Here is a 24,092-nt window from a genome sequence, read left to right as displayed (position 1 = left end):
TAATTTCGGTTACTGCTTAATCAACATCCCACCAAACTGTGGTGTCCAAGTTATCGGGTCCCATTCTGGAGACCGCTTCTTGAAGGTTTGCCTGATTTACGGCTATTTCGGCGGTAGGATAAGTCAACCTATTGATGAAATCACCGGTAATGTCCTGTGCTGGATATGGATTGGGCGTTAAATCTGGAAATCCAGATCTTCTAAAGTTGGCGAACAGCTCTGGGCCATTCAAGAAGGAAGCCACCCAATACTGTGTATTGATGTCCTCAACAGCGGTAGCCAAATTGAATGGATGGGCCGCAACGTAGGTATCAATATCTGCACCATCAATTGCCACACTTTCACCATAAGCCGCCACCTGCTCCATGTGTCCTCGTATTCCATTTTCGTAATACTCGGCAGCATCTCCTGTTACCCAACCATTGACTGCAGCTTCTGCCAGCAGCAACTGGGTTTGGGCGTAAGTGCACAAAAACATGGGTGCAGCTTGCGTTCCGTAGGTGAATCTATCCAACTGTGAAAAATCATAGAAGCTGGCTAATCCTAAATCGGTGGCCACGGTTCCAATGGTACTGTTATCGTAACCCATGGGCATTCCAACTTGATCTGCAGGATCTTTTGAACCAATTCCAATAACCTGATCTGGTCCAGAAGCTGCACCCACATACCGAATGGCTAGAGAACCCAGTCTTGGATCATCATTGGAACTTAAGTAATCCACAAATACATCGGTTAGATAGAAGTTGTTGGCTTCCGTTCCGTTGAATGTGAAACTGTATGGGTTTGTGAAATTGGTATCGTGACGCACTACAAAGTTGTCGTCATTTGACTCCATTACACCTCCGTTAAAGCCACTTGCAACAGTTTGTTGCGCCAAAGTAGCATCTACATTGGAAAGTCTCATGCCTATTCTCACCAAAAGTGAGTTGGCCAATTTTCTCCACTGATCCAAATTACCTGCATAAAGTGCTTCTCCGTTTTCCGCAGGGGCTGAGGCACTTAACGCATCTCTGGCCTCGGTCAACTCGGTGATCAAATCTGGATAGATTTGTTCTTGTGGATCGTATTTCGGCAACACAACCTGCTCAGACAGTCCTTTCCCTGCTTCGAAATATGGTATTTCGCCATATTCATCGGTAAGTACCATAAAAGCATAGGCTTCTAAAATACGTGCCATCTGCAACAGGTTTGAACGGTCAGACTCTGCGGTATTCAGCTGGTAAATCACATCACTGGTGTGTTTGATCACAGTGGTGTAATAATCGTCCCATTGGTTACCTGTATTGTTTCTATTGTCCTGGTTATAGTTGGCCCCAGACACAAATCCTGAGTTTGGAGTTACTATTTGCTGAACAATTGCCTCATCATAATAGATATTGGTTCCACTTGGAAAGGATAGCCCTACTATTGCATTGTTCAATAGAAAGACGGGATCTACACTATCACTGGTGGGATCTACAGTATTGGTATTGAGTTCATCAAAATTCTGCTCGCATCCAAATAAGCCTATCAGGATTACAAAAATTATGATTCTATTCCCTATATTTTTCATGATGTCTTATTTAAAATTTGACGTTAAGGTTAAACCCGATACTTCTTGTGGTCGGTACACCTGTGGATTCCAGTCCGGAAACGTTGTCGGAACTGAAGCTAAAAGAATCAGGGTCAATATTGGGAACCCATTTTTTAAGCATTGCCACATTGTTTGCAACTAGACTCAAGGTCACCCCTTGCAAGGGAGAATCTTCAGGAATAAACTTTCTGAAATCGTACCCTAGGGTCACTTGTCTCAATTTCCAGTATCCGGAATTGTACACAATGGGTTCAATCAATTGCTGTGAGCGCACAACTTCCCAATAGGTTTGGGATTCTGTGGCCACGGTGTTGGGTTGTCCGGCTTGGTTTACCCCTTCTCCGATAACTCCGGTATCCCTTCCAGGAAGCGTCATCTTGTGAAGACCGTGTCTTACAGCGTTGAAGTTGGTACCGGAAATCATTTTACCACCTAGTTTAAAGTCAATTAAAAAGGACAGGTTGAAATCCTTGTACCGCACAGTATTGGTAATACCACCAACCCATTTGGGCAGTGCACTACCATAGAATTTAATCTCATCTGAACGTAATGGTCTTCCATCATCAGCGAACACTTGGCGTCCTTGGTCATCAAACTTATATCCGAAACCTGCCAACTGTCCGATTTCCTCTCCAACTACTTGGTATAGGAAACCGTTAAAAATGTGGTTACCCACCAAAATGCTCTCTCCCTCTTCATCACTTAAGAGGCTGATAACCTTGGTTTTATTATAGGAAGCGTTGAAGTTGAAATCCCAACGTAAATCATCGTTTCTTATGGGTGTCAAGTTCAATAGCATTTCAATACCATCACTTCTACTTTCACCACTGTTGATCAACTGGCTTACAAACCCTGAGGAGTTTGAAATCTGTGCTGGAATGATTTGATCAATGGTTGTTTTACGATAAACAGCCAAATCCAATCCCACTCTATTGTCGAACATTCTTAAATCAACACCAATTTCAGTTTCCTTCACACGCATTGGGCGTAGGTTTGGGTTTGGAAGTGTTGACGTATTGGCGCCTGCAACCGGATTAGGTGCACCAGTCGGGCCAGGGAAGAAGTTGGCATTGATGTCATAAAACAATGCATCGGAATAAGGATTCACATCCGTATCACTTCCCACCTCCGCGTAGGCAGCTCTTAATTTACCAAGCGTTAGCCAATCTGCCTTACCTTCCAACCAATTGGAAAAGAGAACACTACCAGAAACAGAAGGATATAGAATGCTTCTATTTTCTTCGGATAGTGTTGAGAACCAGTCGTTACGGGCCGTACCACTTAGAAAGTAAGTATCCTTATAGGATAAATCAACTGCTCCGTACAAGGAATTGATTCCTCTTTCAGACAGGGAGTAGGTTGGGTTCTTTACCCTACCGTTTTGTACCGTGTACAAGTCGCGGATTACAAAATCGGTCACATCAACACGATTTAGATCCTGTCTTCTTCTCATTTGGTTACCACCCACGTTATACCCAACTGCAAAGTCTTCATTGACATTTACATTACCGGAAAGAAGGAAGTCAACGTTTGTTTCTCTATACCTTCTAGCGGTTTGGGTAAAGGTTCCGTTAAAGAACGGAGCCGGAGCTGATGGTCTGGAAGCTTGACCGGTTGGATACCCATTATATTGTTGGGATCTTGACCAGTAATCCTGCCCTACCCTAACTTGACCGATAAGCCAAGGGGCAAATTCATATCTTGCCAATACATTTCCGAAAATCCTATCTCTTCTGATTTCATTGAATTGTTCGGAAAGCGTGAAGTATGGGTTGGTACGGTTTCTAAACCTACTGTACACAAACTCGTTTCCATCTGCATTGAACTTTTTCTCATCCAATAAATCCAAAGGCATGGAGTTGGCCATGTTGTACAAGGCAACGGAAATTGTGTTATCCTGTTGACCTACGTTTGGAGGATTTATATTTTTCTCATAGGAATAGTTGATGTGGGATTCAATACTAAGTTTGTCCGACAAATCATAGTTTGCCCCAAAGTTTACTGTTTTCCTATTGAACTCGTTGTTTGGGGTGATACCCTTACTGCCCAAGTTGGATAGTGACAGGTTAAAACCACCTTTTTCAGAACCACTTGAAATGGAAATGGAATGGGTAATGTCGGTTCCGTTTCTATAGAATTTCTTGATTCTGTCATAAACAGGCACATAAGGCACCTCAACACCATCAAAAAGAACTTGGGTCATTCCTGGCTCAAAACGCTCACCAAAAGACCATTGTCCAGAAGTTGGGTTGGCAGATGTTGGCCTTACCCCGTTTTCACCTTGACCGTATTCATATTGATAATCGGTAAAATCCAAAGGAGTGTGGTCCGTAACGTTGATGTTATAGGTTACCCCTAAGCCTTGTTGACGCCCACGGGATTTTGTGGTGATCATGATTACACCATCTTTTGCCCTAGAACCATACAATGCAGCACCAGTGGCACCTTTTAGAATGGTCATACTTTCAATATCATCTGGGTTGATACTGGAAAAACCATCACCACCATCAGAATATACACCACCACTGTTGGTACCTACTTCTGAGCTTGAACTACCTGGACTGGTACCAAAAGAAGTATTGTCAATTGGCACACCGTTCACAACGATCAAAGGGTTGTTGGTGCCGGAGATTGAAGATTGACCACGAATCCTAACTTTTGATGAACCGCCAGGACCGGAACTCAATGAGGAAATGTTTACACCGGCCACCTTACCCTGAAGGGTGTTCATAAAGTTGGATGATCTGTTCACATTGACCTCATCTGAGTCTACTTGGGCAATGGAATATCCTAGTTTTTTGGTCTCTTGTTTGATACCCAAAGCGGTTACCACCACTTCGTTCAGGTTTTGGGTATCTTCAAGCAATGTAATATTAAGGGTACTAGACCCACCAACGGGAACTTCCTTTCGGGCAAACCCGATGGAACTTACCACCAAAACAGCGCTTGAACTTGAAACCGTAATTTGGTAGACCCCATCAAAATCTGCGGCCACACCATTTGTGGTTCCTTTTTCAACCACAGACGCCCCTGGTATTGGAACACCATTGGAGTCTGAAATCGTACCAGTAATTGTGGTTTGAAAATTGTCGCCCGAGAGTGGAGAAAGACTAGCTTCCATTGGAGCGACATCGATTGCGTTCTTGGTTTTTAAAACAATTTGTTGTTTGTTAAAAAGATAAGAAACGTTGGTACCCTGGAACAATTGGTCCAGTATTTCTGTAATCAATTTTTGGTCTACACTAATGGAGACCTTTCTGTGAGCATTTACTTTTTTGTTGTCATAAAAGAACTTGAATTCTGAGACAGACTCAATCTGGTCGAACACCTGCGCAATTTCTACATTTTCCATATCCAAACTAAGTTTGGTTTTCTGGGAGTAGGAATTTGCATGTGTCGAGAAAAAGGAAACTATCAAAAAAAGTGCAGTCAGTTTCACCGTCAGCGACAAGTTGTTAGTTAGACAAGGCAGAGTGCTCTTGATGTAATTTTTCATACCTTTGTAATGTTTTTAGTTAACTTAATTTTTTGAGTTAATAATCTCAATCGGGTAGGTGTTGCAGCATCTCCCGATTTTTTTTATGTGCATTTATTTCATAGGCGTATAGTTGGTTTTTGGTTATTTATTCTAAAATGGTTATTTGCTCTTTTTCAATCAAGTAATCAAAATCTGTTTCCGCCACAAACGTATTGAGAACTTCTTCAATCGTTTCTACATCAAAAGTGGCCGTAAACACCCGGTCTTCCAGTTTCTTGTTCTTGTTTTGAATGGAAACACCGTAGTGTCTTTCCAATTTCCTCATAATATCCTTAAATCGCATGCCTTTCAAAACCAGTTTTCCTTGCATCCAACTGGTGTACAATTCTGTATCAACCTCTTCTGTCTTTGCTGATTTTGTAGTCTTGTCCCAGTGGGCAATATGACCGGGAACCAACATTACCGACGTAGAAGGATCTTGTTGCATTTCGGTAGCATTCAACCGCACTGAACCTTCCACCAAAACCGTGTTGATATCGGTCTCCTCGGGATATGCGTTTACATTGAATTTCGTTCCCAGAACCTCAACATCCATGTTGCCACTGGTCACCACAAACGGGTGGTCCTTATCTTTGGAAACTTCAAAGAAAGCTTCACCCTCCAAATAGACCTGTCTTTTCTTTCCGGGAATAAAGTTCACTGGATACCGAAGGGAAGAACCTGCATTAAGGTACACATGGGAATTGTCCGATAAAACAATATCGAACCGTCGTCCATTGGGCACTGAAAGTGTGTTGTACACCAACTCGGTTAAATTTTCCTTCCCGGAATAATCAAGTTGGTTTCCATTTCTTTCCCCCAATCGATTCCCATCTTTATCCAAAAGCTCTTCCTGTCTTTTCTCAGAGGAGAGTCTTATTTTTTCACCATTGTCAAAGACAATTACAATGTCTTGGTCTTTGGCATTCTGGTTAGTAATATCTTCTGGGGATTTATTGAAATTCCAGTATGCATATCCTGCCACAAAAGCAATAAGTAGCACGGCAGCATATTTATAACTGGAACGTATGATTTGTTTGGTGCGTGCTTGACGTTTTTGTGCCAGTTGCCTTTTCAACACTTTTTTCCAAGCACGGTTCGCATCCAATTGGGTTAAACCGGATATGTCCCCGCCATTATGATAAAACATTTCTATCGTATCAAAGATGGCTTGATTTTCTTCAGAGGCCTGTAACCATTGTGTTAGCCTGAATTTTTCAGACTCATCGAGCTTTGAAGTAAGTTTTTTATAAATCAGCGAAGCGACTTCCATAGGCCTTAATGACTAAGTGGTATTTCCACCATTTACCTATATAATTACAGAAATGAAAAAACGGGTAGTGAGGAATTGTTAAAATGTCAATTTTTTATAGAAAAAAAAGTGACAATGATAATTATAAGGCTAAAAAAATACGAACTACTAAGATTATGGCGTAGTATTTTGAAGGCTTTTTTTAGGTGGTATTTGACTGTGTTTGTGGATATTCCGAGTACATCCGCTGTATTCTTATACTGCAGTCCTTCAATCACACAAAGTTCAAAGACTCTTTTGCATTGTTCCGGTAAAATATTGAGAGCATTCTGTACCTCAACCTTCCCTTCCCTGTCAATAAGTTCCTGTTCGTAAGAAGTATCATACAAACTTACCGTCTCATCCAAACGACGGACCTTTTGCCCGGCTTTGATTTTCAAAAGACTGGCATTCTTAATGGAAACTCGAATATACGAAGGAAGATTTTCAATAGTATGGACATCCTGCCTCAACAGAAGTTTTACCATGACGTCTTGAACCACATCCTCCGCTTCTGCCATACTGTGCAGGAATGAGAAAGAGAGAACGCACCATTCTTGATAGTGTTTTATGAATACTCCTCTGATGGTATCTTCGGTTTGATTCTTCATGGATCTTAATAATACTTTTATACGGACCAGGGTTATTTACATTGAAGAATGCATAAAAATCTGTGTGATTATTTCAAAAAAACCACTCTAATATATTCAAATATTTTTGATTTCATAAAATTTACTTAAAAAAGCGCGTATTTAATATTCACTTAACCGCCCCTACAATTTTATTGAATAAAGAAATTACCAAGGTTCCTTTTTATTTTCGAAGACTGATTAGATGTCACTTCAAAATTTAGAGATCCAGAAAAAACACATTCGATATTCCTGTGGGACAAGACTTTACGCAAACGATTGCGTAAAACTGAAGAGGCAATCACACGTAAAGTATGACTGCCTCTTTTCTTTTGAAAGTTGGTTTAGATGATTAATCCGACCAGCTTTTCTTTTATTCTGAACCTTTTAATCCAGGCTGAACAATTTTGTATTCTTTTTCTGCTTTTGACTTTTCAACCATGGCCTTAACATCGGAAAGTAATTTTTTGGCATCGTAAATAATTCCATCCTTAATGGTATACTTAACGCCACCTACACGAACTACCTCATTATTTTCGGTGAGCTTAATACTCCCTGTTCCATACAAGCTTTGCAAATTGGCCACTGGATTCTCCTCCAAAATCACAAAATCGGCCAGTTTTCCTGGTTCAATCGTTCCGATTTCATCATCCATTCCCAGAGCCTCCGCCCCATTTAAAGTAGCTGCTTTGATTACCTCCAGTGGGTGAAACCCTGCCTCGCGCAACAATTCCATTTCTCGGGGATAGGCAAATCCATATAGCTCATAAATGAATCCGGCATCGGTACCAACAGTAACTCGACCGCCCCGGTTTTTATATTCGTTGATGAAAGTCATCCAAAGTTCATAATTCTTCTTCCAAGTAACTTCCTTTTCGGTTCCCCAGGCATGCCAGTATGATCCGTGGGATTGTCTGCTGGGGGCATAAAATTCCCAAAGGGATGGCAGCGTATATTCCTCATGCCACTCTGCTCTTCTAGCACGGGTCAAATCCCGATTGGCCTCATAAATCACCATAGTTGGGGACAGCGTGAAATCAAGCTCCAACAATTCGTCCATTACACTGTTCCATTTATCAGAAAAAGGAGGTGCTGATTGGGCCCATAACTGACCTGCTTCTCCAAAACGGTCTTGCTCATTTTGGTAGTTATAATCCAAAGAATAGTCCTGCACGGTTCTGTCATAAAACAATGCTTCCGGCAATCCGTACCAATGCTCCATGGAAGTGAGTCCGGCACGTGCACTGTTCAATACATTCCATTCGCCAACATATGTTTGGGCATGGTGCATTTTAGACCGAAGTCCCAATTTCTTGTTCTCTTCCAACGCAGCTTGCATAATTTTTGGAGGAGCTCCAAAAAACTTGATGCCATCCGCACCACTCTTTGCATTTGTGCGAACCCATTCCCTAGCCTGTTCCGGTGTGGAAATAGGAGTGGCGGAACCTGCACCAAAAAAAGTATATGCCTTTATTCTAGGCGCAGTAATGGTATTGTTTGCACTTTTTTTCTTTTGATCCAAAGTCCAATCCAACCCGTTACCACTTCCCGGGTCTGCAATAGTGGTAATCCCGTGGCCCATCCACAGTTTAAAAACGTACTCTGCGGTGGTGCCTTGCGCTTTTCCACCGATGTGGGCATGGGTGTCCACAAATCCTGGCAAAATGTACATGCCCTCCGCTTGAAGTTCCTTTCCTCCTGGTTTCAATTTTGGACGGCCCGCTTCATTGATCTTAACCCCTGGATATCCAACGGTTTTAACATCAACAATGCGATTATTTTCTACCACAATGTCCACTGGACCAATAGGTGGGGCCAAATTTCCATTGATCATGGTGGCACCGCGAATAATGAGTTGGGACCAAGGACCTTCGCCTTCAGTCCGTTCAGGAGCTTTTTCAACCTGTCCAAAACCACTTTGCATCACCCATAGACACAAAAGTGAGAAGAAGCTAAACTTTGAGATTTTCATATAAATGTTGGTTTTTCATAATTCCCCATCAATATACAACCAACTTTTGTTGAATTGGTGTTTAGACTACATTTTATAGTGCAAAAAACCGTATTCATAAAGTAAACGAAGATCTTTGAAAAGTATCGAAATAAAAAAAGCCTCTCATAATGAGAGGCTTCAATTTTTTGGTGCGGATGACAGGAATCGAACCTGCACACCTTGCGGCACTAGATCCTAAGTCTAGCGTGTCTACCAGTTCCACCACATCCGCATAAAATATAAAGAGCTCCATTTGCAGATGGAAGGCACATCGAACGCTAGACTTCCTAGCGTGCCTGCCTGTCGGCAGACAGGTCTACCAGTTCCACCACATCCGCAAAGGGAGTGCAAATATAAATCAATTTTCGGATTTGCAAACCGACTGTTTTAAAAACTTGTTTTTTGTACTTTTAGTGTCCTTTTTAATACATACATGGAACAATTAAACGATTACATCAAATCCAACAAAGACCGATTCATAAACGAGCTTATTGAGCTACTAAAAATCCCCTCCATCAGTGCCGACCCTGCCTATTCCAATGACGTTTGGGAAACCGCAAAAGCTGTGGAAAAATCTTTGATCAGTGCAGGCTGTGAAAATACCGAAATCTGTGAGACAAAGGGATATCCCGTAGTGTATGGTGATAAAATCATTGACCCAAATTTACCTACGGTATTGGTGTACGGACATTATGATGTGCAACCGCCAGACCCTATGAACCTGTGGGATTCCCCTCCTTTTGAGCCCGTTATAAAACCAACCAAACTCCACCCAGATGGCGCCATTTTTGCGCGTGGCGCCTGTGACGACAAAGGCCAGTTTTTTATGCATGTAAAAGCCGTGGAGTTCATGATCAAGAACAACCAGCTTCCTTGTAATGTAAAATTTATGATCGAGGGTGAAGAAGAAGTGGGCAGCGATAGTTTGGCCGATTTTCTAAAAGAAAACAGCGAAAAGCTTAAAAACGACATCATTCTGATTTCCGACACGGGAATGATTGCCAACGACACCCCATCCATAACCACGGGTCTCAGAGGACTCAGCTATGTGCAAGTGGAAGTCACCGGGGCCAATCGTGACCTTCACTCTGGCATATATGGTGGCGCCGCGCCCAACCCCATCAATGTGTTGGCGAAGATGATTGCTTCACTTCATGATGAAAATAACCACATCACCATCCCTGGATTTTATGATAAAGTCCAAGTCATCTCAGATGAAGAACGTGCTGAAATGGCAAAAGCACCCTTCAATCTTGAGGAATATAAAGAAGCATTGGACATTGATGATGTTCACGGTGAAAAAGGGTATACCACTACAGAACGTTTTGGGATCAGACCTACCTTGGATGTGAATGGTATCTGGGGTGGCTACACAGGCGAAGGAGCCAAAACTGTCATTGCCAGTAAGGCCTATGCCAAAATCTCCATGCGATTGGTTCCTGATCAGGATTGGCACGAAATCACAGAGCTGTTCACCAAACATTTTATGGCCATCGCTCCAAAGAGTGTGAAGGTAAAAGTTACCCCACACCACGGAGGTCAGGCGTATGTAACCCCAATTGACAGCGACGGGTATCAAGCGGCTGCAAAAGCTATTGAACAAACGTTTGGAAAAAGTCCAGTTCCACAACGAACTGGAGGAAGTATTCCTATTGTGGCTCTTTTTGAAAGGGTTTTAGGAAGTAAAACGATTCTCTTAGGATTTGGATTGGACAGCGATGCCATCCACTCGCCCAATGAGCATTTCGGGGTATTCAACTTTTTAAAGGGTATTGAGACCATACCCTACTTCTACAAATATTATGCGGAAATGAAGGCTTAGGTCTTCTTCACGTACTGGGCAAGAATCACAATTTGTTGACCATCAACCTTGCCCTCAATATATTCGGCATTCTCGCGATCCAGGGAAATCCGTCGCACGGCGGTTCCCTGTTTTGCGACCATGCTGGAACCCTTCACTTTTAAATCCTTGATTAAAACAACGTTATCGCCGTTTTCCAAAATGGCTCCGTTGGCATCCCTGTGAATTACTTTCTCTCCTTCTGCCTCACCTTCCCCGGTGGCCTTAGCCCAAGCTAGAACTTCATCATCCAAATACATCATATCCAAAAGGTCTTGTGGCCACCCTTCCGATTTTAATCGATGGAGCATGCGCCATGCCACAACCTTTACCGCATCGTGCTCGCTCCACATACTATCATTCAAGCAACGCCAATGGTTGGAATCCATTTCTTCTGGATTTTCAATTTGGGTTTTGCAGGTAGCACAAACCAAAACGCTTCCGTCCAATCCTCCCGTGGAAACCGGTGGTACCTCATAGATGGTTAATCCTTCTGTTGCGCTGCATAATTCACACGTCGCGCCACTTCGTTCCTGCAAATCTTCCAGTAATCCCATTGTATTTTTTTAAAGCGATGCAAACTTAGGGTTTTCAATTTATAAAACGTTTGGAAAGAAAAAATCCACTCACCTTCGCGAGTGGATTTCTTCAAAGCCACAACAAGCCTCAAGGCAATTGTGAATACCCATGTCTAGTCTTCCAAAGGAAGTATTTTTCAAATAGCACTTTTGAAAAATCGTAAAACACATTGGGAATCATAATTGCAAAGTTCCTGGGTTTAAACAAGTGGTCGCTAACAATGATCACCTCTTTTTTACCGGCATCCATCACACAGATACCAGGAATTTTTCCCCATGATTTCTTTTTTAGTTTGTCTTTTCCGCTAGTGACCCGTACAATATTTTCTGCAACAATTTTGCCGGTCTCATCAGATGGATACCCAGTTTTGGGGCCAGAAAATGGCACTTTTCCGGGTTTGAAAGGCAATTTTACATCCACCGCAATACCTGCAGACCAAACATTGGGATATTTTACGTGTCTATAATCATCTCCAACGGGCAAATACCCAGCTGGAGTTGCCATAAGGTCAGCAGAGTTCACCACAAAGTCCACACCTACAAATGGAGGCATCAACATGGTGAAATCGCTTGCTAATTCTTCGCCTGAAGTCAAGATGACCTTATCTTTTGTCACTTCTTTCACACCAACCTCAGTATGATAGTGAATATTGAACATTTTCATAAAGGATTTGAGCATGGTCTCACCTCCGGTGATGCCATCAATTCCAAAGTGACCCAAGAAAGTTTCGGGAGTGATCCAATGCAAATCGACTTTCTTCCTGATTTTTTGCTCCCTCAACCATTTTTCCACGTTGAAAAGGAATTCATAAGCGGCGCCCATACACCCTGCATTTTGGGTGGCACCAATCACAATGGGACCCGGATTTTTCTTGAATTCTTCCAGAGCCTTTCTGGTTTTCATGGCACCGTTTGGCGTACCGATATAGTGGGCAAATTCGGCAACGCCGGGAGCCACATCATATTTTACCTTGGGCCCTGTGGCGACGACCAAATGGTCATAGGCAAAATTTCCTTTAGTGGTATACACCATTTGTTCATTGGGATCAACCCGTAAAGCCACAGCTTGGATAAAATCGACCCCTTTCTTTTCCAAAATAGTGTCTTTTCTAAAAGAAATATCTTTAATCTCCCTTCTACCAAAGGGCACCCATATCAATGAGGGAACAAATAGAAACAAAGGAGATTTATCGATGACAATCACCTTATGTTCTTTTTTCCCTTTTCGTTTAATTTCCAAAGCGGCGGTCATTCCTGCGAAATTTCCACCAATTACTACTGTTGTTGTCATGGCCTTTGAATTTACTAGTGTGAAATTACGCCATGTATTAACCAAAAACAGTAACCTAAGTCACATAGAATCAAGACGTAGCATTAGCGTTAAACATTCCCTAAAAATGAGGGAAAACCAATGATTGAGGGGACTAGGATGTAACAAAATCTCCAAAATCGCGTTCTTATAATCTATCAATCAAATCAGAACACTATAATGCTACAACGATTTTTCATCTTCTGTTCGGGGGCTGACACCCACATTTTGGAAACTTGTTCCAACGGGGAGCGCAATAAATACGGCGGTATCGGCGCTACGGTTTTCTTTACAGCCGTAATGGCTTTTATTGCTAGCGGCTATGCTTTGTATACCGTTTTTGACAACATTTTCACCGCCATCTTTTTTGGACTTATCTGGGGATTATTGATTTTTAATTTAGACCGATACATCGTATCCACGATTAAAAAACGAGACAATTTTAAAGGCGAATTGCTGCAGGCTGCCCCACGAATCGTATTGGCTATCATCATTGCCGTTGTGATTTCCAAACCGTTGGAAATGAAGATTTTTGAAAAGGAAATCAATCAGGTGTTGCTGGAAGAAAAAAATGCCATGACCTTGACCAACAAAGAGCAATTGGCCTTGCAATACACCCCAAAGATTGAAAGTCTCAACCAAGATATTGCCACCCTAAAAAATGAGATAACAACCAAAGAAGCCGAGACCAATGCGTTGTACGACACCTATATTTCCGAAGCCGAAGGAACTGCTGGAACTGGCCTGCTGGGCAAAGGACCCGTGTATAAAGAAAAACGCGAAAAACACGATGCTTACTTGGCAGAACTGAACACCCTAAAAGAAACCAACGCAGCCAAAATTGAGGGACTTGAAGCCCTGATTGCTGCTTTGGAAACCGATTACAATACCGCCGTTACCAATTCCCAGCCGATTATTGATGGTTTTGATGGGCTCATGGCAAGAATCAATGCGTTGGGTAAACTGCCTTGGTTTCCTTCGTTCTTTATCTTTTTGTTGTTCTTGGCGATTGAAACTGCTCCTATTATTGCCAAGTTATTGGCTCCAAAAGGGGAATACGATTACAAATTTGAAGAGCAGGAAAGTGTGGTCGCTACATGGGTAACCCAAAAAGTAGCACAACGCAAATTGTTGATGGCAACTGATGGGGAAATCAATCAACAGATTTATTCCGACATCAAGAACGAGGAAGAACTCTATCGTTACAAAAAGGAAAAGGCAGAAGAATTGCTCCGCTTACAAGCCGATTCTTTTCATAATGTGCAAGTGAAAGGCTTGTAATATTTGATTCTTACCGTATTTGTCAATCCAAAACCCAAATCCATCAATTGGGTATTTAATATTGAGTGGGTTTTCCTGAACTTCATTCCTGTAGATATCGTTTGCTAAAAATCATTAAAACGATGTTTGGCTTTACTTAGAAACCAATTTAAAAAAATGAAGTATAAAGGAATTTTAATAATTATTTTTCTTGTAGGATGTAATTCCGCCATTAAAAATGAAAATGCAAAAGTTGACATTGAGGAAGGTACTAAGACAATTATTTCTGAAGAAAGCCAAAGAAATAATCAAAATTTAAATACCACCGTTGTTGTTGAGCCTACTAAAAACTCACATAACAACTATTGGGTAGGATTTTTTGACCCGCACAGTGAAATCAACTTGCAAGACAAAACCATTAATGCTGATGAGGGGCTTTATTGGAGCAGAAGAAATAAAATAAGTATTTCAATTGACAAGATTATCGGTGATTCTCTAATTGGACATAGTGTGGTTGCAGGAAATCACAGACCTTTTTATGGTAAATCTATTATCAAGAACAACGCAAAGGAGTATATAGTAAAGGAACCAGGAGATGACCAATACGATGGTCAATTTACTTTTAAAATAACAAAAGATAAACTTATCGGCGAATGGGAGGCTTATAAGAAAATTGATATTCCAAAGCGCGAATATAGTCTTAGTAAAAAAACTTTTAAATATGACCCAAACATAATGTTGATCAGAAGGGGCCGCTATGGAGACTGGAATAAATTTATTGACCATGGGACTCAATATGAAGTAGTTGATGAAGGAACTCCTGATGAAGAAATTTACGAATGGATACAAAGGGAGTATGCTTCATCTACAGAAAAGATATTTGAAATAAACGCCTCAAATACCTTACTTACCAAGGAAGTCATTGAAAATCTTACGAATAGCGATTTGGTAGTAATAAGAAATACAATTTACGCAAGACATGGTTATTCATTCAAAAACAGACCTTTACGTGTATTTTTTGATGAACAAGATTGGTACATACCAGTTCATGCCGACATTAAGCAAGAATTTACCGAAATAGAAAAGAAAAACATTCAACTTCTCTTAAAATATGAAAAAAATGCCAAGGAATATTACGATTATTTTGGCAGAGGATAAATCTTAAGCAAACAGGTTTTGACTATTTCTAAAATAAATGCTATTAGAATTTTAAAAATCATTAGTTATTGTGGTCTAGTTTATCTTAGCTATTTGATGGTTTTGATTTCGATACAATATATTCCCGTAAGATTTGATGTTGCTTTTTTAGCGATAAAACAAGATGAAATATCAATACCTTACTACCAAATATCTTTTTTTACCCATGTCTACACAGCCATTTTCACTTTGCTATTGGGCTTTTTTCAGTTTTCAAAAAGGCTTCGCAAAAAATACCCGAAATTTCACCAAGCTTCTGGAAAATTATATATAGGTTTAATTGTTTTATTTGCAGGCCCTTCAGGGTTTGTAATGGGTATACATGCTAATGGGGGAATCTATTCTCAAATTTCATTTTGCTTGCTATCCCTGTTATGGGTATATTTTACAATACAAGCTTATCGTAACGCTAGAAAGAAAGAATGGAAATTACATTCCAAATTTATTTATAGAAGCTATGCACTAACATTATCTGCTTTAAGTTTAAGATTATTTAAGTGGGTAATTGCAAGCACCATTGCCCTACCACCTATGGACATTTACAAAATAGTGGCATGGGGAGGTTGGCTAGTCAACCTTTTAATTGCTGAACTAATTATCTTGAATGAGGATAAAAAACTGGTTAAAACAGAGAACTGAGTCAAAGAACTAATCCTTTTAGGCCAATTTCAACCCTATTCTTAAATATGCCAATGAAGGGACTCTAGTCCACTATCCCCATATTTTTTAAAAGAAAAGAAGCGTTCATATTCTGGCAAACCCCTTCTTTGAACTTATAATCAAAGAACAGCTCTCCATTGATGATCTGGGCATCAAAATAGTGGTTTTCCACCTCGGGAAGTTCATCGGCGAGCACGCACAGACTTAAATCGTGCGTGGCCACCATGCCAGTGGACCCATTTTTCACCAAGCGCTCAATAAACTTTTTAGAGCCTTCAGCCTTGTCCACACTGTTGGTGCCTTTTAGGATTTCATCCAAAATCACAAAACCATCGCCCTTTTCCAATTCTTCCACAATGTATTTTAGGCGTTTGAGTTCGGCATAAAAATAGGAGGTCTCATCGGCCAGTGAATCTGAAGAACGCATGCTCGTGAGCAAACGAACAGGGGCATAGTTGACTTCTTTTCCTTTTACGGGCAATCCCATATTCGCCATCACAATCTGAAGGCCAATGGCACGCAAAAAAGTGCTCTTTCCAGCCATATTAGCTCCGGTAACGATACAAAAGCGACCTTTTCCTATCTCAAAATCGTTTAAAATATTCTTTTTGGGATAAACCAAGGGGTGGCCGACTTCCTTTCCGCTCAAAACGACATCACTCTGAACCAAGTTTGGATAGGTATGATCAGGATGGTTAAAGGCATAGGTTCCCAACGTGATGTAAGCATCAAACTGGGCAATGGCCGAAAACCATTCCTCTACTTCTTCACCATAGATTTCAATCCACACTTCCACACTGTGCGCGAAATACAAACTCCACAGCAAAAACCCTTGTCCGAAGAACAAGACCAAAAGATTGTTTTGCTGCTCGAAATTGTCCAACCTTCGGCTGAAATTTTTCAGTATTTTAGAGGTCTTTTCACCTTTGATGTCCAACTTCTTTTGAAGATCCTGCAAGAGTTCCGATTTGAAATTTTGACCTTCCAATTCAGAAATCAATCGTTGGTGTTGTTGGATGGTTTCTTGAGCTTCGGACACTTGAACGGCAAACTTGAGAATACTCTTGGAAAAACGACCTACAATTCCAATCCCAAAAAAGAACCAGAGTACTACCAAACTTTCAGGCACCAAACCAGAAACGGTCAAAAAAATCAACAAAATGGAAAGCAATGCAAAAATGGGTGTCACTACGCCCACCCAGTTTGGCGTGAACGATTTGTGATTTTTCATCCAGTTGGAGACCAAATCGGGCGAAACTCTAGGTTTGGTTTCCCCGGCCAATGCCGAAAACCGTTGTCGCCACTCCGGTAATCGCGCCAATTCTTGAATGGCTTCCTGCTTTTTGGCGATGTCCTTCGGATAACCATCCAACAATAAGCTCGAAAACACCCTCCTACCCTGCACCAAAGTGGTTCGGTTGGCATACTGATAAAAGGAACCCCGCCCAAACACATCCAAATCTTGCGCGTAGGGATGATCGGGTTGCAAAAATTCCTTTCCATCTGGCAAATGGTGATACCGACGCGCCAAAATTTCCAGTTCGGTGGTATTGATTTCAATGAGCCTTCCCAAATATTGTTTGTGTCGCTTTACCTTGAAAAAGCGCAACACCAAATACAAAAACAATGCTATCGCCAACGGAAACAACACATAAACCGCAGTCGTGCCCCATAGGAAGTAAACTCCTAGCGCCGAAGCCGCAAAAACCGAAAAACGCAGTGTGGCCAACAATGCCAATTTCCGTTTAACTTGCTCAAGTTCTTGCGCATTTTTATCCCTTTGGGATGTGTAAAAGCCCTGTAAATCTAACATCTATTTTCCGGCTAAATTTTGCAATTCTTGCTGCAATTTTTTGGTAAGTCCAGCCACTACGAGTTCATACGAATGGTCCACCAGTTCCAAAATCAATTTGGCGGGAAGGTTTTCCAAAAACAAGGTATTCCAATGGGTTTTGCTCATGTGATATCCGGGGGTAATTGCCCCATCGTATTCTTCCCTGAGTTCGATGGCCCGTTCCGGGTCGCATTTCAAATTGCATTGTGACGGAAGCCGTTCCAAAGGCACCAAAGCGAACATTTTCCCCATGACTTTGTAGACCAAAGTCTCCGAATCAAACGGAAACTCCTCGGTCACCCCATTTTTCGTGAGGCAATACTCGCGAAGCTCCTCGACGTTCATGATTAGATACCTTGTGAATCGTACACAATCACCTTTTCCCAAAGATCTTTACATTCCTCAATAAAAACAAGGTGTGGCGGTTCTGTTTGGTAGGCGGCTTGGTCTTCAGCGGACTCAAATGACACGATAAGTGCATAGGTGAAGGAATCATCCACCACATCCCGGACCGCTTTGGGTGGTTTTCCAATATATTGGGTCTTGGCATATTGTGAATTGTCCAGAAACTTTCGCAAGGAAGCTTCAAACTTGGCCCTATCGTCGGCGTTATCTGGATTTTTGAACCAGAAATAAACGGTATGCGCAAATGCGTCGTCAAAATTAGTCTTCATGTCGTTTTTGATTTGTACACAGCTGGAGGAAACTATTCCCACCAAAAATAGTATGATAATTCTTGTTTTCATGTTTGTTTATTGTTCTAAAAATTGTTTTTCCCTGTTTGAAATTTCCAGCGCGGAATAATCCAACGTCCAACCAATGGTCTCCACAATTTTCTCTACCACCAAAACCGCCTGTAAAGCTTCCTTTCGGGCCGTTTCCATCAGTCCGCTTTCTGGAATTTTAAGTTTGATATGCTCCTTGGCCTCCTGATTCAATTTGGTGAGGTCGTTGGGTGAAAAACTGTTGAACAACCCATTTTTGATATCATAAAACTGCAAATCGGGCTCAATGGACAACACCTCCGGCTCTGGAAAATTACGCAATACAATCCTTTTTTGAGGCGTGTCTGCCGATAAATCCAACTTGGCCAAATCATACCCGATATGCGCCTTGGCCTTCACTACAATGAGTGCTTTTTTCTTGCTTCGGAACAGGCTCATAAAACTGTCCTTGGTGTTCTCGTAATGATAGATTTCAGCAAAATCACCTTCCACAGAAACCAACTTGCAGACACTTCGAATCTTATCCAGTAGTACCGTGGATTGCTGCTCGGTGATTTCCTTGTTTTTCCTTTTTCGGAACAGGGAGTATACCCAATACATCAATATTGCGCCCAAGATTAAGCCGAGAATGGTATCTACTACTTCACCCATTATTTCCTATTTCACCCAAGTGGGTAAACTTGAATCCTTTGTCATATTTTAGTCCGTAACCCATTGCTCTATCCATTGCCGAGTGCGAAAACAGGACAATCCCAATGAGTTGGCATAAAGGTATTGAAAAGTAGATACCCATGCCATAAATGAGTAGGGCCAAGCCTTTATGGTGGAATATATTGTACGAAATGGCTCCGATTTTGTTATCGAAAAGGTAGCCCAACATCCCAATGTCCGGTGTAAGGATCAATACTAAAAACCACCACCAGGCATAATCCAACAGACTGAACAGATAGATGCCCAAACCGAACATCATCCATTCTTCAAGCTTTAAGACTGTTTTCATTTCTCGAGAATTTTATATAAAACTGGGCGACTGGGACTGGCATCATTTTCAATGGGTGCGACTTGAAGATCCAAAAAATACGTACCATCCACCACTTTGTTGGGTACATAAATGAATTCGGTAATGGTCGCCCTTTCCCGAGGTTTTCCTTGGATGTTCCAAAATGCCTTGTGGGACAGCAATGCTCCGGCATCCCGCTCTTTGTCCACCGAAGGTAGGTCTATCAGCAAGTGGTTCACTCCCTTTTTTACCAGAAATTGGGCCGCCTTTTCCATTAAATAGGGTGGGTTGGTATCTGAATATTTTCGGGAGCGTTTATCCCTGAGGTTAGGTAAGGTGCGAATGACCACCGCCTCTCTTTTTTTGTTGCCCAAGGCGTATTTGAGCTGCTTTTCGGAAATGACAAAGTCTTCACCTTCTTGTTCTGGGGCCACGGTAATGACCTCCGCCAAAAAGAAAAACCGCTTTAATTTTTTATTGACGGAATGAAACGTTTCTGTAATATGACCCAGACACTCCGTATGGGTAACATGGCTATGCGGATTGAACCAAATATCATTGAAATTGGTGGAAGCTCCTTCCGTCACTTTTCCAATAAAGCCATCCTCCGCATGGGGTTCAATTTTAGGTGGACCCAAATACCAAGCATTGACGCCTCCATCGCCATCTTTTAGGGGAATGGAAATATCAAGGGGTTTGGACAAATCGATGGTATAGTTTCTGGAGTTGTGTTTTAGGGTGGCTATCATTCAAACGTTACTTAAAACAGTAATTAAGTCAAATCATTTGATAAATGCAATAAAATGTTGGCTTGAGTGAAACTCGGAAAGATTTTGGTCAATTGGAAATCGTAATTCGTAAATCAGGAAAGGGCATCGGTCTCGTGCAACGTTGAATTTTTGTCTAAAAAAAACTAACTTCACTTATCTGTCGCTAAAGCGTCATTAAAACGACGTTTAGCTTAATAGTTAAGTGTAATTATTAATAAAGATTTATGATTTTTAAATATCCAAAAATAATCAAAGCTACCTTTTTGTATTTTTTTATCTGCCTGATTTATAGCTGTTCAGACGATTCTGAATCTATTAACCTAAAAGCAATTATTCGTTCTGAAAGTTCCATTGACCTTTTTGAGTCAATTGTTTTGGATGCTACAGACTCAGAAGGAGATATTCAAAACTATCAATGGACTTTGGTAAATGCTCCAAATTTAGATATAATTACCATTGAAGAATACGAGAAATATTTTATTGGGCAAAATAGTAATAATTTAAGGGTTGTTCCACCATATGTTGGAACATATGAAATAGAACTTACCATAACTGATTCAAACAATAATAATGCAAGTAGCCTTCATACTTTTGATGTTTCTGGATTATGTGGGAAAATATTCAGCACTGAGAATTTATTGATTGACAATTTTGATTCAGGAGAAGAATGGGAGTTTTTTGAAGGCTCAGACAATATATTAGAAGATTGTAGTGGTATAAATGAACATCAATATGGCAATTTTGATTTAGGAAATGGATTTATGGAAATATTTTCAGGAACAGACAAAGAGTTTCGGTTGGTCAAAAAGAGTTTGTCAAATATTAATTTATTCAGTAACTCTACATATAGATTAACTTTAAATATTGGTGAAAGGATGTATAAGCCATATTTCCATCATTTTTTTTTTACAAATATTTATAGAACAAATTTTATGCTGCGTTATAAGAACCATGAAATACGAATCAAATTAAATCCAGAAGAGAACGATTGGTGGGACGAAAATTTTATACCTATTTTTGAAAATTACTATTTTGAAAATGAACTCATAGTTTATTTTAAGATTAATGAAAACACTCCAATTATCTTTGCTTGTAGTAATGGAGAAAATGTCACTTCCGATATTGAAATAGTTGAAACTTCATTGCCAGAAGATTCTATTAGTTTTGTAGCCCATGCTGAATTTGCCGAGACTGATTGCTGGTACCCAAATAGGCTTAAAATAGCGGAGTTTAAAATAGACAAGCTTTTCTAGAGATACATGCATTTATCATCGAAAACTACACTTAACAATGTGTATAATTAATAGCGGTTTAAGTTATAAAACGAAAGTATAAACAATAAAACAAAGGTCGGTAAAAAGTTGAAAGATTTATGAGTAGAAATCCGCTACTACTCATACACTAAACGATAAGTGCAACCTCCCAAATTTTTGGACTGAATCCCTCAGCATTACCTCAAGAAAAACAAGTCACTGGCAATCCCATCTGCCAAAAACTTACCTTTTTTGGTGGTGAGCAGTATGTCCTTTTCTAGAACGAGTAACCCCTGTTCCAAAAATTTATGGGATTGTTGGTTTAGGTATTCCAAGTATTTCAGGCCAAATTCTTTTTCAATTTTTTCCAAAGAAACACCCCAAATGGTTCGGAGTCCGGTCATGACATACTCGTTGTAACGGTCCGTTTGGGTCAAGGTTTCGGTTTCGTTGGGCAGCTCCCCCGCTTCTATGGATTTGATGTAGTTGACATTGTTCCGAATGTTCCAGCTTCGGTGTTGCCCATCAAAGGAATGGGCAGATGGACCAATACCCAAATAGGTTTTCCCTAACCAATACGACGTATTGTTTTTGGAGAAGTAACCCGGTTTTCCAAAATTGGAAATCTCATAATTCACGAATCCGTTTGCTTCCAAGATATCCACCAGTATATGGAACTGTTCCTGCGCCTGCTCTTCATCCACATCGGGGACGATGCCTTTTTCGATAAACTTTTTAAGGGCGGTTCTGGGCTCCACCGTCAACGCGTAGCTGGAGATATGGGGCAATCCAAAATGCAGTGCTTTTTGGATGTTGGTTTTCCAACGGTCGTTAGTCATTCCAGGGACGCCGTAAATCAAATCGATGGAAATATTGTCGAAATACTTTGTGGCTTCCCGAATACAGTTTTCGGCTTCTTGCGCATCGTGGGCGCGGTTCATCAACTTTAAATCTTCCTCAAAAAAGGATTGGATGCCAATGCTGAGTCGATTAATCGGAGTTTTAGACAGTTGGAGGATTCGATTTTTGGATAAATCATCTGGGTTGGCTTCCAGCGTGATTTCGGGCTGGTCAATTACGTTGTAATTGTCATACACCGTTTGAATCAACCGCTCAATTTCATCATTGGAAAGTACCGAAGGTGTTCCTCCCCCAAAATAAATGGTTTCCACATCCTCATTGGGCAGTTCCTCCTTGCGCAGCTCCATTTCTTTGATAAGCGCTTCCACCATGGCTTCCTTTTTTCCCAATTGGGTGGAGAAATGAAAATCGCAATAATGGCAAGCTTGCTTGCAAAATGGCACATGAATATAAACTCCTGACATCAACTAACAATTAGCAATAAGCAATGTACAATAATCATTTGTCCCTTTTGTGGTTTTGAGAATTGAGAGCATGATTTTGGAATTTGGAATTTGGGTGTTGGGTTCGGTAAACTGTAATTTGTCACTTGATTTTATCTGGATTCTGCTTCACAAAAGCTTCCCACCCCGTGTAACTTTTGCCCACTTCCACCTTTCCATCATTGTAAAAATGGCAAACAGCAGCGGCAAGTCCGTCTGTGCTGTCCAGATTTTTGGGGAGAGTCTTCAGCTTGAGTAAACTTTGCAGCATTTTGGCCACCTGTTCTTTGCTGGCATTTCCGTTTCCAGTGATTGCCATCTTAATTTTCTTCGGCATGTACTCCGTAATGGGAACTTGGCGTGATAAGCCCGCAGCCATGGCCACTCCCTGCGCCCGACCCAATTTTAGCATGGACTGGACATTTTTTCCGTAAAAAGGGGCTTCAATGGCAATTTCATCGGGGTGGTAGGTGTCAATCAATTCCACGGTGCGCTCAAAAATGAGTTTGAGTTTGGTGTAGGGGTCGTCGTATTTTTTGAGCATCAACTCATTCATTTGCACAAAGTGCATCTGTTTACCGACCACCTTGATGATGCCAAAACCCATAACGGTGGTTCCCGGGTCAATCCCTAAAATGATTTTCTCTGTTGCCAAATCGCTAATGGGTGTTTAGTACGAGTGGTAAACGGAACCGGAGGCTTACCGGATTCCCGCGTTTTATCGCGGGAGCTACGGTGGTGAGGTCGTTGAGGAGCTCTGATACCTTGGTATTGAAGTCTGTAATTTCATTCAGGACGGATGTTTTTTCCTCCACATTCAATACCGAAATAAACCCATGCTCATCAATCACAAAATCGATGTACACCGTATCGTTTAAATCATGATTTACTTGAAATTCCAAGCTGTCCAACGCATTGGAAAACGAATCCAGCATCACACTTTGAAAACACTCGCGCTGGGCCTGTTTGGTTGCCGTCTCATCGCAGCCGTCAAAATGAGGGTATTGGTCCACGTCGTTCCAATCGATGGCCAACAGTTCCTCATTGACCAATTTTTGGGTCTTATCTTCCTGAGACATAAAAAGTTCGCAGGAAACCAGCAAGCCAAAAAAGGATAACAACATGTACTTCCGCATAACAGCCCCGAGAATTTGGCTGAAATTACAATTTTTTACCGAAGAACCGTAAAATGCGGAGAGACCTGAAATGGTTCCAGGTCTCTCCAGCTTACAACTATTACAACTAATAAGTTTTATACCGTGGTCATCTAGAGACAACCATCTCTTTTGTGGGCAATCCGATATATTGAAATTTTAAAAC

Annotated in this window: 21 protein-coding genes and 1 tRNA gene; 5 read left to right on the top strand and 17 right to left on the bottom strand. The window is 41.1% G+C overall.

The window, feature by feature from the left end; all coding sequences use genetic code 11:
- Window positions 1-16: 16 nt before the first annotated feature.
- The 6 genes from ACFSJE_RS13015 to ACFSJE_RS12990 all read right to left on the bottom strand — a co-directional run bounded on the left by ACFSJE_RS13015 (window position 17) and on the right by ACFSJE_RS12990 (window position 9,235).
- Window positions 17-1,552: a SusD/RagB family nutrient-binding outer membrane lipoprotein gene (locus ACFSJE_RS13015; protein ID WP_379831402.1), complete on the bottom strand. Its 1,536-nt coding sequence runs from the start codon at window positions 1,550-1,552 to the stop codon at window positions 17-19.
- Between the two features lie 10 nt (window positions 1,553-1,562).
- Window positions 1,563-4,925: a SusC/RagA family TonB-linked outer membrane protein gene (locus ACFSJE_RS13010; protein ID WP_379831401.1), complete on the bottom strand. Its 3,363-nt coding sequence runs from the start codon at window positions 4,923-4,925 to the stop codon at window positions 1,563-1,565.
- Window positions 4,926-5,196: 271 nt separating this feature from the next.
- Window positions 5,197-6,363: a FecR family protein gene (locus tag ACFSJE_RS13005; RefSeq protein WP_379831400.1), complete on the bottom strand. Its 1,167-nt coding sequence runs from the start codon at window positions 6,361-6,363 to the stop codon at window positions 5,197-5,199.
- Between the two features lie 86 nt (window positions 6,364-6,449).
- Window positions 6,450-6,992 (bottom strand): sigma-70 family RNA polymerase sigma factor, encoded by a 543-nt coding sequence (locus tag ACFSJE_RS13000; protein ID WP_379831399.1) that lies wholly within the window; start codon window positions 6,990-6,992, stop codon window positions 6,450-6,452.
- A 391-nt stretch (window positions 6,993-7,383) separates the two neighbouring features.
- Complete coding sequence (locus ACFSJE_RS12995) at window positions 7,384-8,934, bottom strand: amidohydrolase family protein (protein WP_379831571.1); 1,551 nt, start codon at window positions 8,932-8,934, stop codon at window positions 7,384-7,386.
- Between the two features lie 216 nt (window positions 8,935-9,150).
- Window positions 9,151-9,235 (bottom strand) — tRNA-Leu (locus tag ACFSJE_RS12990).
- Window positions 9,236-9,436: 201 nt separating this feature from the next.
- Between ACFSJE_RS12990 and ACFSJE_RS12985 the strand changes: the two genes are divergently transcribed.
- Window positions 9,437-10,825: a dipeptidase gene (locus ACFSJE_RS12985; protein WP_379831398.1), complete on the top strand. Its 1,389-nt coding sequence runs from the start codon at window positions 9,437-9,439 to the stop codon at window positions 10,823-10,825.
- Here the strand turns inward: ACFSJE_RS12985 and ACFSJE_RS12980 are convergent.
- Together ACFSJE_RS12980 and ACFSJE_RS12975 are read right to left on the bottom strand one after the other, a co-directional pair.
- Complete coding sequence (locus ACFSJE_RS12980; protein ID WP_379831397.1) at window positions 10,822-11,400, bottom strand: PhnA domain-containing protein; 579 nt, start codon at window positions 11,398-11,400, stop codon at window positions 10,822-10,824. The genes ACFSJE_RS12985 and ACFSJE_RS12980 overlap by 4 nt on opposite strands.
- A 109-nt stretch (window positions 11,401-11,509) precedes the next feature.
- On the bottom strand, window positions 11,510-12,712 hold the full coding sequence (locus ACFSJE_RS12975) for an NAD(P)/FAD-dependent oxidoreductase (protein ID WP_379831396.1): 1,203 nt from the start codon (window positions 12,710-12,712) through the stop codon (window positions 11,510-11,512).
- A 198-nt stretch (window positions 12,713-12,910) separates the two neighbouring features.
- Here ACFSJE_RS12975 and ACFSJE_RS12970 point away from each other — a divergent pair, with 198 nt between their 5' ends.
- The 3 genes from ACFSJE_RS12970 to ACFSJE_RS12960 all read left to right on the top strand — a co-directional run bounded on the left by ACFSJE_RS12970 (window position 12,911) and on the right by ACFSJE_RS12960 (window position 15,826).
- The gene (locus tag ACFSJE_RS12970; RefSeq protein WP_379831395.1) at window positions 12,911-14,011 is read left to right on the top strand and encodes a DUF4407 domain-containing protein; all 1,101 of its coding nucleotides are present in this window, start codon (window positions 12,911-12,913) and stop codon (window positions 14,009-14,011) included.
- A 156-nt stretch (window positions 14,012-14,167) separates the two neighbouring features.
- Entirely contained in the window at window positions 14,168-15,148 is a 981-nt protein-coding gene (locus tag ACFSJE_RS12965; RefSeq protein WP_379831394.1) for a YARHG domain-containing protein, read from the top strand.
- Window positions 15,149-15,166: 18 nt separating this feature from the next.
- Entirely contained in the window at window positions 15,167-15,826 is a 660-nt protein-coding gene (locus tag ACFSJE_RS12960; protein WP_379831393.1) for a DUF2306 domain-containing protein, read from the top strand.
- Between the two features lie 64 nt (window positions 15,827-15,890).
- Here the strand turns inward: ACFSJE_RS12960 and ACFSJE_RS12955 are convergent, their stop codons facing one another.
- The 6 genes from ACFSJE_RS12955 to ACFSJE_RS12930 are packed head-to-tail and all read right to left on the bottom strand — an operon-like array spanning window position 15,891 to window position 20,155.
- On the bottom strand, window positions 15,891-17,660 hold the full coding sequence (locus ACFSJE_RS12955) for a MutS-related protein (protein WP_379831392.1): 1,770 nt from the start codon (window positions 17,658-17,660) through the stop codon (window positions 15,891-15,893).
- Window positions 17,661-18,026 carry an MmcQ/YjbR family DNA-binding protein gene (locus tag ACFSJE_RS12950; RefSeq protein ID WP_379831391.1) on the bottom strand — a complete coding sequence of 122 codons (366 nt, stop codon included), beginning with the start codon at window positions 18,024-18,026 and terminating at the stop codon, window positions 17,661-17,663.
- A 2-nt stretch (window positions 18,027-18,028) separates the two neighbouring features.
- The gene (locus ACFSJE_RS12945; protein ID WP_379831390.1) at window positions 18,029-18,427 is read right to left on the bottom strand and encodes a Dabb family protein; all 399 of its coding nucleotides are present in this window, start codon (window positions 18,425-18,427) and stop codon (window positions 18,029-18,031) included.
- A gap of 6 nt (window positions 18,428-18,433) precedes the next feature.
- Window positions 18,434-19,057, bottom strand: coding sequence for a DUF4230 domain-containing protein (locus ACFSJE_RS12940; protein ID WP_379831389.1), 624 nt, complete (start codon window positions 19,055-19,057; stop codon window positions 18,434-18,436).
- Window positions 19,050-19,406 (bottom strand): DUF4260 domain-containing protein, encoded by a 357-nt coding sequence (locus ACFSJE_RS12935; RefSeq protein WP_379831388.1) that lies wholly within the window; start codon window positions 19,404-19,406, stop codon window positions 19,050-19,052. The genes ACFSJE_RS12940 and ACFSJE_RS12935 overlap by 8 nt, the downstream gene beginning before the upstream one ends.
- Window positions 19,403-20,155, bottom strand: a complete 753-nt coding sequence (locus ACFSJE_RS12930) for a cyclase family protein (protein ID WP_379831387.1) — start codon at window positions 20,153-20,155, stop codon at window positions 19,403-19,405. The genes ACFSJE_RS12935 and ACFSJE_RS12930 overlap by 4 nt, the downstream gene beginning before the upstream one ends.
- Window positions 20,156-20,400: 245 nt before the next feature.
- Between ACFSJE_RS12930 and ACFSJE_RS12925 the strand changes: the two genes are divergently transcribed.
- Window positions 20,401-21,429, top strand: coding sequence for a PKD domain-containing protein (locus tag ACFSJE_RS12925; protein WP_379831386.1), 1,029 nt, complete (start codon window positions 20,401-20,403; stop codon window positions 21,427-21,429).
- A gap of 197 nt (window positions 21,430-21,626) precedes the next feature.
- On the opposite strand, the gene hemW is transcribed toward ACFSJE_RS12925, so the two are convergent.
- The 3 genes from hemW to ACFSJE_RS12910 form a co-directional block, all read right to left on the bottom strand.
- Window positions 21,627-22,754 (bottom strand): radical SAM family heme chaperone HemW, encoded by a 1,128-nt coding sequence (hemW, locus tag ACFSJE_RS12920; RefSeq protein ID WP_379831385.1) that lies wholly within the window; start codon window positions 22,752-22,754, stop codon window positions 21,627-21,629.
- A 121-nt stretch (window positions 22,755-22,875) separates the two neighbouring features.
- On the bottom strand, window positions 22,876-23,427 hold the full coding sequence (gene ruvC, locus ACFSJE_RS12915) for a crossover junction endodeoxyribonuclease RuvC (RefSeq protein ID WP_379831384.1): 552 nt from the start codon (window positions 23,425-23,427) through the stop codon (window positions 22,876-22,878).
- A 4-nt stretch (window positions 23,428-23,431) separates the two neighbouring features.
- On the bottom strand, window positions 23,432-23,908 hold the full coding sequence (locus ACFSJE_RS12910) for a hypothetical protein (RefSeq protein WP_379831383.1): 477 nt from the start codon (window positions 23,906-23,908) through the stop codon (window positions 23,432-23,434).
- Between the last annotated feature and the right edge of the window lie 184 nt (window positions 23,909-24,092).

Origin of the sequence: Flagellimonas iocasae (genome assembly GCF_042682725.1) — a bacterium.
Taxonomy (GTDB): Bacteria; Bacteroidota; Bacteroidia; order Flavobacteriales; family Flavobacteriaceae; genus Flagellimonas; species Flagellimonas iocasae.
This window is presented reverse-complemented; position numbering and strand designations above follow the sequence as displayed.